This is a genomic window from Bartonella sp. AP3QHHD (assembly GCF_042195765.1).
GTDB lineage: Bacteria > Pseudomonadota > Alphaproteobacteria > Rhizobiales > Rhizobiaceae > Bartonella.
Map to the genome: position 1 here is coordinate 1 of NZ_JBHIPC010000088.1, position 15,715 is coordinate 15,715.

Consider the following 15,715-nt stretch of genomic DNA (forward strand, 5'->3'; position numbering starts at 1 on the left):
TATTAAAGGGCGTAAAACAAAACAGTCCCTTCAGGGTATTTTAGGTGTACGCTATAGTTTCTAATTATATGGTTATTTTTTGATTGATTTCAATGATAATTTTGATAGGAAGCATTTAAGATTATGAAAGAAGATTCAATATTTATTGAGATTCGGTAGCGCATCTTTATGATGGGATAAGCAATTGCAGGTATTTGTATTAAAGTTTTCTTTATAATTTATTCTATGTTTTTGAGAATTTGTGTAGATTTTTGCAGAGTCACTTGGCAAAGGGCTCCTTGCTCGCTATAGAAATGGCTAGAGAATATTATAAATGAAATAAAGGTGGTTAAATGGCTTTAGAGCGTACTTTTTCGATGATTAAACCAGACGCAACCCGTCGTAATTTGACTGGCGCAATTACTAAAATGCTTGAGGATGCGGAGCTACGTGTTATTGCGTCTAAACGTGTCTGGATGAGCAGACGTGAGGCTGAAAAATTTTATGCTGTTCATAAAGAACGTCCTTTTTTTAGTGAATTGGTTGAATTCATGTCTTCTGGTCCAACCGTTGTACAAGTTTTGGAAGGTGAAAATGCAATAGCTAAAAACCGTGAAGTAATGGGGGCTACGAATCCTAGTGATGCAGAAGAAGGGACAATTCGTAAGGTTCATGCTTTATCGATTGGCGAAAATTCTGTCCATGGATCCGATAGTGCTGAAACGGCAAAAACAGAAATCGCCTTTTGGTTTTCTGAGGTAGAAATTGTTGGTTAATAAAGCGTTTATAATAATAAAGCGTATATAAGAAGCAAAAATCCGAAACACTATATTTCGGTTTTTTGCTTATGAGATTATAGATTTTTTTGAAAGCATATGGAGCATTAATCGTTTTTTTAGCTTTTAATATTGCAGCTGCTTTTACGAAAATATAAAGCCTATTTACTGTTTTCTGAAATGTGCAAAAAAGTGTTTTATTGATTTATCATTAATAGATTTAAAATAAATCAATCTTATGCTATTCTCATCTCTTATTTAAGTACAAAAAGATAAATCATCATTATAAAATTCCATACTATTCATAGGATAACGTGTTTTAAACCTGCACGAAAATAATCCCACCCTGTCCACAATGTAAGGAGGGCAGAAATCCACAGCATAGTAATGCCAAACTCTACTGTGTAAGGGAAAATTTTATTACCGGCTGGTCCAGCTAAAAGAAATACAATAGCGATCATCTGTACAAAAGTTTTCCATTTTGCAAGACGAGAGACAGGAACACTAACTTTTAACTCAGCCAAATATTCACGTAATCCTGATACAAGAATTTCTCTGCAAAGAATGATAATAGCTGCCCATAGTGTCCACCCAGCGATGGTACTGTCTGCGGCAAGCAAGAGAAGACAAGCAGAGACGAGAAGTTTATCGGCGATTGGATCTAACATGCGACCAATATTGGATGTTTGTTCCCAAATACGAGCAAGGTAACCGTCAAGAAAGTCAGTAATGGATGCAACGATAAAAATGGAAACAGCAATCCAGCGAGTGATATCACTTGATTGTAGTCGCCCTTCTAAAAAAAAGCATGCAACAACCATTGGGACTGCAACAATTCGTGCATAAGTTAAAATATTTGGAAAAGAAAAAGTATGATTTTTCATGGAGCCATTTTTAATTCTTGTGAAAGAGAATATATTTCCTAAACGTAACAAGGCGAAGGTTATGAAACAAGCCTATTTTTCATGAAAATGGTTATGAATTTTTTGTGCAATTGTCATAGAGATTCCCGTAACTTTTTTTAAATCTTCAAATGAGGCACTAGCAACAACTTTGGCACTTCCAAAATGATGAAGCAACGCACGCTTTCTTGTCGGACCGATATTTTCGATTTCATCAAGTGGGTTTTTGAATGTTGCTTTTTTTCGTTTTATCCTATGAGTTCCAATCGCAAAACGGTGTGCTTCATCACGCAGACGTTGCAAAAAATAGAGGATAGGATCACGTGGAGGAAGTGTAAAGGGGGAAATACCTTTTATAAAAAATCTTTCACGTCCCGCATGACGGTCAACACCTTTGGCGATTCCAACAACTGTGAAGAGATCATTTAATTGTAACTCAGCAAGTATTTCATGTACGCTGTTGATTTGTCCTTCACCACCATCGATTAAGATAAGGTCAGGCCAAATGGGAAAAAGATCATCATCTTTTATGTCATGACTTCTATTTGGCAGATCATACTCTTTGATAAGGCGTGAAAATCTTCGTTTAATCACTTCTTTCATCATGCCAAAATCATCGCCAGGCGTGATATCTGTTGAGCGAATGTTGAATTTTCGATATTGATTTTTAATAAATCCCATTTGACCAGCAACAATCATAGCCCCTACAGCATTTGTTCCCATGATATGAGAATTGTCATAGACTTCTATCCGGCGTGGAGGAAAAGGTAGTTGGAATGTTTTAGCAAGACCTTGAAGCAATTTTGTATGGGTGGCTGTTTCAGAAAGCTTATGTTCAAGTGCTTCATGAGCATTGAGATAGGCACGATTAACAAGAGTTTTCCGTTCACCTTGTTTGGGTAAAGAGAGGGATACTTTGTGGTTTGCTTTGAGACTAAATGCTTCTGTAAGAAGTGCTTTTTCTTCAATTTCTTCAGATAAAAGGATACTTTTGGGAAGTGGTTTATTATCGTAAAATTGGGCAAGAAAACTCGCTAAAATTTCAGTGCGGGAAAAAGAGGGATCTGCTTTAGGAAAATAGGCACGGTTTCCCCAATTTTGCCCCATGCGAAAAAAGAACACTTGAATACAAGTCATTCCTTCTTTTTGCGCAATTGCAAATACATCCGCTTCTTTTATCGTTTGAGGATTAATACCTTGATGGCTTTGTATGTGAGAAAGGGCTGATAAGCGGTCACGATAGGAAGCTGCTTGTTCAAAATCAAGATTTTCTGCGGCTTTATGCATAGCTTGAACCATATCGCTTTTAATAGATTGATCTTTTCCCGAAAGGAACGCTTTTGCTCCTTTCACCAGTTCTTTATAATCACTGTCACTAATTTCATGAGTACAAGGTGCAGAACATCGCTTAATTTGATAAAGCAAACAGGGGCGTGTACGGTTTTCAAAAACTGAATCAGTACAGGTTCGTAATAAAAAGGCGCGTTGTAAAACATGAACTGTTTGTGTCACTGCACCAGCAGAAGCAAAAGGACCAAAATAGTGAGCTTTTCGTGTTCGAGCACCACGATGTTTGTAAAGTGCAGGCACTCGATGATCATCTGTAATCATAATATAAGGGAAACTTTTATCATCACGCAGGAGTACATTAAAATGTGGATGCAATCTTTTGATGAGATTGGCTTCTAAAAGGAGTGCTTCTGTTTCTGTATGGGTGACGATAAATTCCATATGATATGTTGCACGAATCATGCGGGTAATACGATTATTGTGTCCTTGTTCACGTGTATAGTTTGAAACACGTTTTTTGAGATTACGGGCTTTGCCAACATAAAGAATATCACCATTTTCACCAATCATCCGGTAAACCCCAGGCTTATGCGGAAGGTGTCTAACAAACTCTTGTATGAACTTGATACCCTGGAATTGATTTTTCTCATTGCTTTGATTGGCATTATGCCATGTAATATTAGAGAGAAAAGAAAGATTTTCCCGTTCATTTTGCGGATAATTTGTATTATTTTTCAGGACCATTCCGTTTATTACGAATATGTTGTTTGTTTAATATATGAAATATTCTTTTTTATTAAATAATGATTATTCATGTCTTTATAATTTTTTTCTATAAATAATATCTTATAACATAAGAGTATGATTTTAGAGAGCCGATCTTTCATAAAAAATATGAGAGTTGTTATTCTAAAACAGCTTTATGAATTTGCCTAATTTATCCATTAAAATGATTGAAATAAGAAATCCATAATGATTAAGAGGATAGGCTTTCTAAAAAAATAATTCACGCTGATCGTTATTAGCTTACTACTATAATATGTTGGTATTATTCAAAGAACTTTATCATTCAAAGTCTTTATATCTTACAACATGATATTTGATTTAGGAAAAATATCAGAGAAAGATCTAAAATAATAGATGTTCTTTTTGAAGCCACTTATGAGTTATTTTGGCATTTTCATCTTGTCCAAGACGGTTGATAAGAAAGGGGCTGAGTTTTTTCATTTCTTCTTCCAAAAGGTAGGGAGGGTTAATAATAATCATACCACTTCCATTCATTGTCGGTGGACTTGAACTTTTTCGGATACGCATTTCAAGCTGTAGAATCTTAGGAATTCCGGTTTGATAAAGCGCGTGAAGAAAACTTTCAATTTCTTTATCATATTTAACAGGATACCATAAAGCGTAGATCCCTCCAGAAAAGCGACGATAGGCTTTCGTTAATCCCTCAATAAGGCGGGAAAACTCACCAGCTTTTTCAAAGGGAGGGTCAACAAGGATAAACCCACGTTTTTCTTTTGGTGGTACATGAGCATTTAAGGAAAGCCAACCATCTAAATGCAGAACTTTTGTCTGATAATCTCCTGCAAAGTTTTTTGCTAAAATATGATAATCTTCATTGTGCAATTCTATTGCGGTGAGGCGATCTTGTTTCCGTAATAATTGACGAATAAGAACAGGAGATCCAGGATAAAATACAATTTCTTTTTCCCCTTTATTGAGGGCATCAATGATGTCACACCATGGACAAAGGAGTGTTTTTAAATCTTCTGGGATAGGAGTTGAAAAAAGTCGTTGGACACCTTCGCGCCACTCTCCTGTTTTATGTGCTTCTAAAGAAGAAAGGTCATAAATACCGATTCCAGCATGCGTATCTATAACGCGAAAAGCTTTTTCTTTGCGTTTGAGATATTCTACAATGCGAGTGACAATAATGTGTTTAAAAACATCAGCAAAATTGCCAGCATGATAAATATGCCGATAATTCATGGAGTAAACTCTATCATTATGTATAACTGTACCGGATTATTAGCATAGAATAATAGAATTGATATCCATAAAAATACTCTTGTAGAAATCAAACAATGCCCTCACCCCCCAATTATACACTACAGAAAAAATATTAATGTTATGGGAGCATTTATTCACAGAGCTATTTTTATATAATGAGATTAATCGTTAAAATTTTAATTTTTTTATATGAAAGATAGACAAGAAGAGATCAAACATTTCAATAGAGATATTTATGTTGTAAGAGAATTTTTTATGATCGCGGACTCTTTTAGGAAAACTATAAAAAACACTCAATTAACGAGAATATTAGTGAAGTTTGTTGAAAAATTGAAGGGTATCTTTCAAATTCATTCATAAATTTGCTTGTTTAAAGATTAAAGAATTTCAAATGCTTGATAAAAACATTGTTACATTGATCAGTTTTTTAGCGAGCGTAAAATTATGGAGAGAGCAATAAAGTGCTGGTGTTATAGTGATAGATTTTTGTAAAAGTATGAATGAATCTCATTGCTTTAAGCGGAGCCAAAGCTTTACATTATACACGCTAAATGGCTAGGTTATTGTGTATGACGCTAAAATAAAACTTTTGAAAATTGATATGCACTCTGCAAGCTATTTCAATAAAATGAGAATTTTAAACTAAAGTAAATAGGTTTATTTATCTCTAACACTGTATTATCGAGCGGCTTTATAAGGAAATCTTATAAAAAAGGCGAGGATAAGAAATTCTTTTTACATGAATTATGCTTCGATTCCATGCTTTTGATTGAATATAATTTTCTATTAATGCCCATTCTGGTTTCAATACTGAGATAGGTTAAACACATGATATTATGAGAACGCATGCCCAGAATCCGGAGACTTGTAATAGTTAGAGCATGCCGTGGCTTAGAGAGCTGGTTATATGGAGGTATTTTACTGAATAAAGGCACAAGCTGGTACCTTTTTTATTTTTTAGCAGTATTGCCATACCTTTTGGCACTTGAGTTGGTTCATAAAGTACATTTTTACTCTTTCCGCTAATAGTTTTTATTTACACGACAGATAGTTAATTAAATACGATGATGGCTCATATTTCGTATTGTATATGGAATAATGGATGATAAAATTCCTACCCCAACGCAAAGAATAAATGTTGTGCGTAAGATGATCGTTTTTGAAGAGACCGATGATGTGTTAAGAAAGTTTTTTAGAGATTTTTCTTTCTGATTTTTTTAATTGAATACGTAAAATGTTTTACAGCATGTTATGATTTTTATCAGTAAAGGATAATTTGGCGGAAATGTTTGTAATGATACGTACAACATTGTTTAAAAGGAAAGACATTGGCTATAGTATTTACAGGAAGATGAGTAACCTAAGAGATCAGATGAAGTTATTTTAGAAAAGTTTTTAAGTGTTTTGAACTTTGTATGAAGTGGTTTATCATTTTTGAATGGTTTGTGTTATAATACGCTAAAAAAGGATGAGAGGATAAAAAGTTCTTTTTGCAATAAAAGCGTGTAATTGCTTTTAAGTTAAGAAGAAAATATATAAGTAAGATATTATATTTGATACATTCTTCAGAGGAAGCATGAATAAATGAAATCAAATTTAAAAGCATAAAGTTAGAGAGAATAATGGGTAATATTTTTTCACCAACGCATTTAATTATAATTTTATTGATTATCTTTGTGCTTTTCGGTCGCGGTAAAATTTCTGAATTAATGGGCGATGTTGCTAAAGGAATTAAAGCCTTCAAAAAAAATATGAAGGAAGAAGATGATAGCATTGAGGATAAAGTTGAAATGGCTCCTAGTTCCCAAATGATTGATGTAGAATCTCAACAATCTCAGCCGTTATCGGTAAAACATGCAACAGCGCGCAGAAAGGTTTCTTCTGCTTCTAAAAAAAGCAAAACATCTGTTGCTAAAAAACAGTAACAAAAACGCAATCATCATTGTGCAATATTTTTTGATGAGAAAGTCGAATTAAGAGATGTTTGGGATTGACGGACCAGAGTTTATCGTAATCTTACTTGTTCTCATCATTGTCGTTGGACCAAAAGATTTACCTAAAATATTAAAGACAGTAGCAAAGATAAGAGCGTATGTGTATTCAACAGCAAATGAACTTCGTCATCAGTTTGATGATGCAATAAGACAAATCGAGCGCGATGATTTGCAAAAAGTATGTTCGGATATTAGCGATTCAAGCAAGAAGTTGGCAGAAACTTTTGATCCCACTCAAAATATATTAGAGGATATCCACGATAATTGGGATGTTAAGGAAACACATCATAAATTTAAAAAAGATAAAGAAATTTTGGAATGTGATCAAAAGGTAATCAAGAAAGATATGACAGTTTCTATAGCTTCTCATCATTCTGAAAACATTTTTGTTTCTCCTAAAGATAAAAAAAAGAAGATGTGTCATGAATGTAAAAAAAGATGAAGTTGATGCTAATATGACTCCACTTTTAGAACATTTAATTGAACTTCGTCAGCGAATTATTTCTGCTTTGGTTGCATTTATGATCGCTTTTATGATGTGTTTTCTTGTTAAAGATTATATCTTAAATTTTTTACTATGGCCATATCAGTGGGCAATGAAAATAGCAGGGGGTAACCCTGAGGGTATTCGTTTGCAATCAACGCAAGTATGGGAAACTTTTTTAACGAAGATGAAACTTTCTGCTTTTGGGGGAATTATTTTATCTTTTCCCTATACGGCTTTTCAGTTTTATAGTTTTATTGCACCAGGGCTTTATAAAAATGAGCGGATGGCTTTTTTACCATTTCTCATTGGGGGGCCTATTTTATTTTGTATTGGGGGAGCGTTTGTTTATGGTCTATTAGCGCCAATAATACTATGGTTTAGCCTTTCTCAACAATTTCTTCCAGATGTTCATTTAAAAATAGAGTTTATAGTGCGTATTTCTTATTATTTGGGCTTTATGACATCATTTATCCTAATTTTTGGTTTGATTTTTCAATTACCTCTTGTCATCAGTCTTTTAACAAAAATTGGATTTTTAACGTCTCATGATTTGGTTTCTAAACGAAAATGGGCTATTTTGCTCTCTTTTATCATTGCGGCAATCATAACGCCGTCGGATTTTTTTACGATGTTTGCAGTGGCTTTACCAACGATAGCACTTTACGAGATTTCAATTTTAATTGCTTACAGTATAGAAAAGAGAAGAAAATCCGCTTAAGAAAAGTGTATAATCTTATGCGATAAGGAATGAATAAAAACAATATAAATGAGGAATTTTTATGCTTGATATTAAGTGGATTCGTGACAATCCTGAGAAATTAGATAAAGCACTCGTAAGTAGAGGTCTTGAGCCACAAGCTGAAAGGTTAATACAACTTGATCTTGCACGTCGGTCGCATATTGCTAAGGTGCAATTGGCGCAGGAACGTCGCAATGCTGTTTCAAAGGAAATAGGACAGGCTTTGGCTGTATCTGATCAGCAAATGGCTGAACGTCTTAGAGCTGAAGTTGAAGAGATTAAAGCTTTTCTTTCCTCTGCAACAGTGGAAGAAAAACAACTGACGGAGAGTCTTGAGAAACTTCTTTCAGCACTTCCAAATATTCCATTAGATGATGTTCCAGAAGGTAAAGATGAAAGTGATAATGTCGTCATTCGACATTTTGGTACACCTCCAACATTTAATTTTACACCAAAGGAACATTTTGATCTTGGTCAAGATCTCAAACAGATGAATTTTGAACGAGCTAGTCGTTTGTCTGGAACACGTTTTACAGTACTTTCAGGGGCGTTAGCACGGCTAGAACGAGCATTAGGCCAATTTATGCTTGATGTGCATGTCAATGAGAATGGTTACACAGAAGTCTCAACACCTCTTCTTGTTCGTGATGAGATTGTTTACGGAGCAGCACAATTACCGAAATTTGCTGAAGACCTTTTTCGTACAACAGATGGTCGATGGCTTATTTCCACAGCAGAAGTGCCATTAACCAATTTGGTCAACGATGAAATTCTTGAAATATCAGATTTACCACTGCGATTTTCTTCTTTATCTCCCTGTTTTCGTTCAGAGGCGGGAGCAGCCGGTCGTGATACGCGCGGTATGTTGCGTCAGCATCAATTTTGGAAAGTTGAAATGGTCTCGATTACCAGTGAAGAGCAGTCTTTAATTGAATTGGAACGTATGACAGAATGTGCAGAAGATATATTAAAACGGCTTGGTTTGCCTTTTCGCACAGTGGTTCTTTCTACGGGTGATATGGGGTTTGCAGCGCGTAAAACCTATGACATCGAGGTTTGGCTTCCTGGTCAAGAATGTTATCGTGAAATTTCTAGCTGTTCAGTTTGTGGAGATTTTCAAGGTCGTCGTATGAATGCGCGCTATCGTAAAGACGGCGATAAAAAATTGCATTTTGTTCATAGCCTTAATGGTTCTGGTACGGCTGTTGGACGTTGTCTTATTGCCGTACTTGAAAATTATCAACAGGCTGATGGATCAATTATTATTCCAGATGTTTTACAACCTTATATGGGAGGCATGCGCTGTATTACTGCTTAATTTTACAAAAGGAGAGACAATATGCGTTTATTGCCAAGAGGTGATGATACACAGACGCAAGTTTTTGCCATTTTAAAAGAAGCAGTTTATCAGTATGATAAAAGTGCACCTCCATTGGAGATTGAATGATACTATGGGGCAAAAGGGTATTTTACAATTTCGTGAGGAGTTAGCCGCTCTTGTACTGAAAATGCGTAGCAAAGGCATTGATGACGTGCGATTTTTTTCGGCACTAGAGAAAATTCCGCGTCAACAGTTTGTTGCTGCTCCTTGGTTCAATAGTGCTTATGATAATAAAGTTATTCCCCTTGAGTGTGGTGAATATATGGAACGTTTGGAAGAACAACTCTTAATTCTTTCGGCATTATCTTTGAAAAAAAGGCATCGTGTCTTAGAAATTGGTACAGGATCTGGTTTTTGTACTGCTCTTATGGCATGTCTGAGTGACCGTGTGACAACGATTGATCGTTATAAAACGCTTGTTGATTTAGCACGCCAAAAATTTCAAACTTTAGGAATTGAAAATATTGTTATACGGCAGATTGATGGAAGTCATAGTGTGACAGGCTTAGGATCATTTGATCGCATTCTTATTTGGCCATCACGTTTTGATGAACCAAAGGAATTTTTAGAACTTTTAGCTGAAAATGGAATTCTCATTCAGGCGATAGGACCTGACGAAGGGGTACAAACGGTGACGCGCTATACAAAAATTGGTAGTAGATTTGAGTGTTTAGAACTGTTCCAAGTGCGTTACCAACCTTTTATTAAAGGCATTGCAGAGATACTTTAATTTTTAAAAGCTAAGAAGTTTCTTCAAATTGTCTACGTTAAATTCATTTTGATCTTATATAAAGATATTTATGAATAAAACATCTCATTTTAACTCTTCGGTAATTTAAAAAAGCTTTAATGGAGTGAGTTGATTATTGATGAGTGAGCAAAACGATGTGTCTAAAAGCTTTGGATAATATTTTCCAGCATAATTTTCAGAGAATAACTTTGTTAGCGGTGGTAACTATTGTTGCTGGTTGTAGTTCTGGTACACAGCGTTTTTCCAATACGTTCTCTCATCGTACGGTATCATCTCAATCAAATATATCAAGCACTATGTATACAGACCCGCGAATGCTATCATACGGTAGTGGTATGATACAAAGCACTGAATTGCCACCTGTGGAATCAGGTGATGATTCGTGGGGAGATGACAATTCTCCCTATAATTTTCCACATCAAGATAGGATAACTTCTTCTGATGGTCGCGTTATGGGCTCCCCTCCACGTAATCTTGGAACACTTTCTCGTTCACAAATGGATAAATCTCCTATTTTTCGGCGGAATTCTTATATTGTCCAGAGTGGAGATACACTGCTCAGTATTGCACGACAAGTAGGGATTAGTGTTGAGGCATTAAAATTAGCAAATGGTATAAACAGCAATTCCATTTATATCGGTCAGGTCCTTGTTGTTCCAAGCAGGCGTACATTAGCAGCTTCAAATGCACACAATAATAACGATTGGGCAGTGTCAACAACAGAATCTGCATCCCAGTCTGTGATGTCCTCTATAAAAAACAAGAAGTCCTCTCCTATATATAAAGCTCCTGTAACAACGCCACCCTCTGCAAAGATGAACAAATCAAGTTCTGAGAAAAATTTTTCTAAACAGATGACGCAATTGAAACATGAGACTGGTTTGTCAAGTACTGTTACGAATACAGATAATATGACGACTCCGCAAGCCACAGGAATTTCTAAGATGCGTTGGCCAGTACGAGGGCGTTTATTAAGCCAGTTCGGTCAAAAAAAGGGAACAGTAATGAATCGAGGAATAGATATTGCAGTGCCTGAAGGGTCTTCGGTAAAGGCGGCAGAAAATGGTGTGGTTATTTATGCGGGAGATGGACTAAAAGAGCTTGGTAATGTTGTGATGATTCGACATGAAAATGATATTATCACTATTTATGGATGTAATAGTAAGCTTGTTGTTAACAAAGGACAAAGGATAAGGCGCGGTGATGAGATTGCTAAATCTGGTGTTTCAGGAAATGTTAAAACGCCACGTGTCTATTTTGAGATGCGTAAGAATTCATTACCTGTTGATCCCCTTAAATATTTAGAAAACTAATTTATTGATGACGTTTACATTTGAATAGTCTTACAGTTTATAGAAAATTCATGAAAAATAATTGATTTTCTTAAATCAATGACATTACAGCAAAAAATCATTGGTTTTAGAAAAGTAGTTCGTTGGGGTCGGTAAATATTACCATTTTTGTATTTATGAAAGTGTAAGACAATAGTATCATACTATTTGTCAGCTTTGAGTGTTTCAATTGCTCTTGCATTTGAGAGAAGCATGAAAAAGATATTTTCACGCCTTTCTTAAAAAGTTTTTATCTACAGGCTCATTTAATATGTGTGACGTGCAAGAAAATCGTTTTGATTAATTCAGAAGGTTTGAAATGAGAGCGTTTTATTGTATTTAGATCTGTCATTTGATATCAAAAACGATAAATTATCTATATAAATTAAGTTTGTTCATTAGAAAAATTATCTTGTATAATTTATTGAGTTAGTGAAAAGATTTGTATTGTAGGATATACAATAGGGGAAAGTGAATCTATTTTTTAAGATTTTTCTCATTGTATTTTGGTATTCTGCCTCTTAAGGATTTATTGTATTTTTGTAAAGCTGTGATTAGATTATGTAGTTATTGCTTTTTATGATAAATTCTTTAGGAATTTTTTCTGTATCGGAATTTCATTTTAATAGAGTGGGAAATACCTGAGGTTTAACTATAGGAGATAAAAATGTTTATTACGAACGCTTATGCTCAAGTTGCAGGCGATGTTTCCGGTGGAATTTCATTTGCTAGCGCTGTCCCATTCATTTTAATTTTTGCAATTATGTATTTTTTTATCATTCGTCCACAGCGTGCCCAAATGAAAAAACGCCAAGAAATGCTTAATGCAGTACGTCGTGGTGATACAGTTATAACGGGTGGTGGTATTATCGGCAAGGTTACGAAGGTTCACGACGAGAGTGGTGAATTAGAGGTTGAAATTGGTGAGAGTATGAATATTCGTGTTATTCGCTCAACATTAGCTGATGTGCGCGTTAAAGGTGAGCCGATTGCAGAAAAAAAATCAAAACTTAATGCTAAAGCAAAAAGACCACAAAAGTCTAAATCTAAAACGACAACGAAAGAAGATATGAGTATCTCTAAAGAGAAAAAAGCTATATCAAAGGAAAATGCATCTTAAGGTGTAATGGCAGTTTATTACATTTTTTAAGCATTTTTATAAAAAGCTTGGCAAGATCAAGACAATTTCATTGAAAAAGGGGCTTTTATAGTGGCTACAGAAAATGGAGTTTTTGTTTTCTTTAGATGATTAAAATAGTTGTTTTATTTATGGAATATTACGCAATTTTTTCTGTTTTTAAAACAAGATCATTGTTTCTATAAAAAGAAATTTGCGAGTAAATAAGCTGAGAAAACTTTTTAAAAGATAGATTTATTTAAGCAGGTATAGCTTTTGATTGCGGTTTATTATCGAATTTTCATATACTTGTTGTATGAGAAGATTAGGGTTTTATATAAAATTTCCACTTCAATACTAGGCTATGGTTAAGATATCAATGTTTGTATCAGCCTTCCTTTAATTTTATGGTGAGAAGTAGCAAAGACAATTGGATTATTCAAAAATAAAGGGTGCTTGTTCATGTTCGATGCAATTCAAATTCGTGAAGCACATTTTCCAAGTCGCGCACCTATTGATGCTTATGGAAATGGTGGATTTCGTTTTGCTGATATGTCTCATAGAGGTTCTATTGTTTGTGTACCATCAGGTATTTATGGCATTGACATGGCAGGGCCTGTTCCCACTCAAAGGGATATATCTCGTATTTTAGAAGAATCTTCTGAAATCGAAGTTTTATTAATAGGTACTGGAATTGAATTATTACGATTACCTGAAGAGTTACGGGTGCTTTTATGGGAAAAACGTATTTCATCAGATACAATGAGTACGGGAGCGGCGGTGCGTACATTTAATGTTTTATTGGCTGAAGATCGCGCTGTTGCGGCGTTATTATTTGCGGTAGAATAGAGTATTGTTTAATAAAACAAAGGCTCTGGTCTAGCATGAAAGACTTGTGTGATTATTTTCTGCGCTGTAAAATACTGTCGTTTAAGGCGGTGATATAAGGGTATAGAATATACATAACTTAACACATTAAGTGTTTTTTAAATACAGCAGCAAGTATTCAGGACAAAGTTTGCTCATAGTTCCTAATGAATCACATGAGTGATCAGCTCTTGGGACTTAAGACAGTTCATAAGAGGCATTTTAATTCTTTCTTATACAGTTTTTACCTACAAGCCAGTTCCGCTTATGACGTGCAAGGGAATAGTTTTTATTGATGTAACATGGAATTGGTTTGAAATGAAAGTATATCTACGATATTTGGGATTCTAATTTAATATACAAAACACAAAATTATGATTATAAATCAATGCGTTTATAGTAACAGAAACGCACCGAGAGCAATTGGATTTTTTACAAATTGGTGTTGGTAAGAACCTTTGTCTTTTAGGATGGGGAGGAGGTCAATGATTGATGAAGTTTTTGTGATCAGTGCATTTTTTATAAAATAACATTGTCATCTATCCACTGAAAAAGTGTTTTGCGTTGTTTGTTGTTCAAGTTTTACTATGCATGTTACGATTGGTTTTTAGCTTTTTTATTGCAAATGAAAACTTGAAGTCCGATAAGATAAGTTTTATCAGAAAAATTATTTATTTAATTTTTTTCTTTCTAAAACGAAAAGGGATTAGAAAAGAAATTTTAATTCATAATACAGTTAAGAGACACATTTAAAAATCTTATTTTCTGAACTGTATTTGCTTATCCTTCATTTTTTAATATGAATAAAAAGAGGGTATTAATTTAATTGCTAAAAAAGGGACGTTAATAGGTTCATAGAATGATAGGCTCTCTTCCTTATTGTCTTGATATTTTACGTACCATAGATCGTGATCGCTATATATCGGTTTTATTTGCACCTAAAAAAAAGCGCCAAGCATTGGCTGCTCTTTATGTATTTAATGCTGAAGTTTCTCGTATCCGCGAAAGTGTACATGACCCACTCATAGGAGAAATACGGTTACGTTGGTGGTATGATGCTATTGCTCATGGTGAAATGCAAACGAGTGGAAACAATCCGATTTTGAATGATTTATTAAAAGCAATCACTCTTTTTAATTTACCTAAGACAGCTTTTTTACGTTATTGTGATGCGCAAATTTTAGATCTTTATCACAATCCAATAGAAACACTTCATGATCTAGAGCATTATTGTGGTGAGACAGCAGGCATAATTTTACAGCTTTCTTGTCAGATATTAGATCCTGAAACTGCACAAGAGTTTACAGATATCTATGAACATGGAGGGATTTCTCAAGGATTAAGCGGTGTATTGCGTCTTTTATCATTCATGCAATCACGATATCAATATTATTTACCCACTGATATATTAAAGGCTGTAGGAGTGAATAGGGAAGATTTGGAATCTCATCGTCTCAGCGATCAACAAAAGGGTTGTATTGTTGAAGCTATGGTAGCATTATCGCGCGATCATTATACCCAATTTTACGAGTATTCTTGTACTTTACCTAGAGTTCTTAAGCCAGCTTTTCTTCCATTGGTCATTGTACCAGCTTCTCTTCAAAAAGCTATACAGCTGGGGGCAGCAATTTTTCAAGAGAGTGCAACTTTGCCATTGATGTATCGCTATTGGTTGATAACAAGGGCAGCAATAAGCGGCAATTTTCCAAAGATATTGTAAAAAAATATTACTACGTTGGAATGCGTAACATGTAGACTGATTTTTTCATATGAAGATAAAAGGAGCTATTGTGATTCCAAACCATTTTTTTGTTATAAAAAATGTTGATGTTTTGGTTGTTATGAACGCAAAAGAATAAGAAATTTTATGATCTTGAAAATACGCTGTATTTCTTCATCAGTAATATGTTTTATTCAGTGTATTGGATGGGTGAGATGCAGAGAAAGAAAAACATGAGATAAAATTTCTATTTTATGAGAGAAGTTATCTTAGCAGTCTATAAGTCTATAAAAAACTCTTATTTTTGAGAAATTATAACATCATAATTGATGACTGTTATGATTGATGAATATATTGATTTATAATGA

At 34.6% G+C, this 15,715-nt stretch carries 13 protein-coding genes; 10 read left to right on the plus strand and 3 right to left on the minus strand.

What is annotated here, in order from left to right; all coding sequences use genetic code 11:
* The first annotated feature begins 332 nt into the window (after nt 1–332).
* Complete coding sequence (gene ndk, locus ACFIL7_RS07235; protein WP_375633115.1) at nt 333–755, plus strand: nucleoside-diphosphate kinase; 423 nt, start codon at nt 333–335, stop codon at nt 753–755.
* 302 nt (nt 756–1,057) lie between these two features.
* On the opposite strand, the gene pgsA is transcribed toward ndk, so the two are convergent.
* The 3 genes from pgsA to ACFIL7_RS07250 all read right to left on the minus strand — a co-directional run bounded on the left by pgsA (nt 1,058) and on the right by ACFIL7_RS07250 (nt 4,939).
* A complete protein-coding gene (pgsA, locus tag ACFIL7_RS07240) occupies nt 1,058–1,639 on the minus strand; it encodes a CDP-diacylglycerol--glycerol-3-phosphate 3-phosphatidyltransferase (protein WP_273723320.1) in 582 nt (193 codons plus the stop codon).
* 72 nt (nt 1,640–1,711) lie between these two features.
* On the minus strand, nt 1,712–3,691 hold the full coding sequence (gene uvrC / locus ACFIL7_RS07245; RefSeq protein WP_375634098.1) for an excinuclease ABC subunit UvrC: 1,980 nt from the start codon (nt 3,689–3,691) through the stop codon (nt 1,712–1,714).
* Nucleotides 3,692–4,075: 384 nt separating this feature from the next.
* Nucleotides 4,076–4,939: a 23S rRNA (adenine(2030)-N(6))-methyltransferase RlmJ gene (locus ACFIL7_RS07250; protein WP_375633113.1), complete on the minus strand. Its 864-nt coding sequence runs from the start codon at nt 4,937–4,939 to the stop codon at nt 4,076–4,078.
* 1,643 nt (nt 4,940–6,582) lie between these two features.
* On the opposite strand from ACFIL7_RS07250, the gene tatA reads away from it, so the two are divergent.
* The 9 genes from tatA (at nt 6,583) to ACFIL7_RS07295 (ending at nt 15,347) form a co-directional block, all read left to right on the plus strand.
* Nucleotides 6,583–6,885: a twin-arginine translocase TatA/TatE family subunit gene (tatA, locus tag ACFIL7_RS07255; protein WP_375633111.1), complete on the plus strand. Its 303-nt coding sequence runs from the start codon at nt 6,583–6,585 to the stop codon at nt 6,883–6,885.
* Between the two features lie 55 nt (nt 6,886–6,940).
* Complete coding sequence (locus ACFIL7_RS07260) at nt 6,941–7,396, plus strand: twin-arginine translocase subunit TatB (protein ID WP_375633109.1); 456 nt, start codon at nt 6,941–6,943, stop codon at nt 7,394–7,396.
* Nucleotides 7,377–8,159, plus strand: a complete 783-nt coding sequence (gene tatC / locus ACFIL7_RS07265; RefSeq protein ID WP_375683472.1) for a twin-arginine translocase subunit TatC — start codon at nt 7,377–7,379, stop codon at nt 8,157–8,159. The genes ACFIL7_RS07260 and tatC overlap by 20 nt, the downstream gene beginning before the upstream one ends.
* 61 nt (nt 8,160–8,220) lie before the next feature.
* Nucleotides 8,221–9,498, plus strand: a complete 1,278-nt coding sequence (gene serS, locus ACFIL7_RS07270) for a serine--tRNA ligase (protein WP_375633105.1) — start codon at nt 8,221–8,223, stop codon at nt 9,496–9,498.
* A 133-nt stretch (nt 9,499–9,631) separates the two neighbouring features.
* A complete protein-coding gene (locus ACFIL7_RS07275; protein WP_273791164.1) occupies nt 9,632–10,291 on the plus strand; it encodes a protein-L-isoaspartate(D-aspartate) O-methyltransferase in 660 nt (219 codons plus the stop codon).
* A gap of 155 nt (nt 10,292–10,446) precedes the next feature.
* Nucleotides 10,447–11,625, plus strand: a complete 1,179-nt coding sequence (locus tag ACFIL7_RS07280) for a peptidoglycan DD-metalloendopeptidase family protein (protein WP_375634093.1) — start codon at nt 10,447–10,449, stop codon at nt 11,623–11,625.
* A 685-nt stretch (nt 11,626–12,310) separates the two neighbouring features.
* Entirely contained in the window at nt 12,311–12,763 is a 453-nt protein-coding gene (gene yajC, locus ACFIL7_RS07285; protein WP_375633099.1) for a preprotein translocase subunit YajC, read from the plus strand.
* Nucleotides 12,764–13,222: 459 nt separating this feature from the next.
* The gene (locus ACFIL7_RS07290; protein WP_375634090.1) at nt 13,223–13,609 is read left to right on the plus strand and encodes an Mth938-like domain-containing protein; all 387 of its coding nucleotides are present in this window, start codon (nt 13,223–13,225) and stop codon (nt 13,607–13,609) included.
* A gap of 877 nt (nt 13,610–14,486) precedes the next feature.
* Nucleotides 14,487–15,347, plus strand: a complete 861-nt coding sequence (locus tag ACFIL7_RS07295) for a phytoene/squalene synthase family protein (protein WP_375611260.1) — start codon at nt 14,487–14,489, stop codon at nt 15,345–15,347.
* The last annotated feature ends 368 nt before the right edge of the window (nt 15,348–15,715 follow it).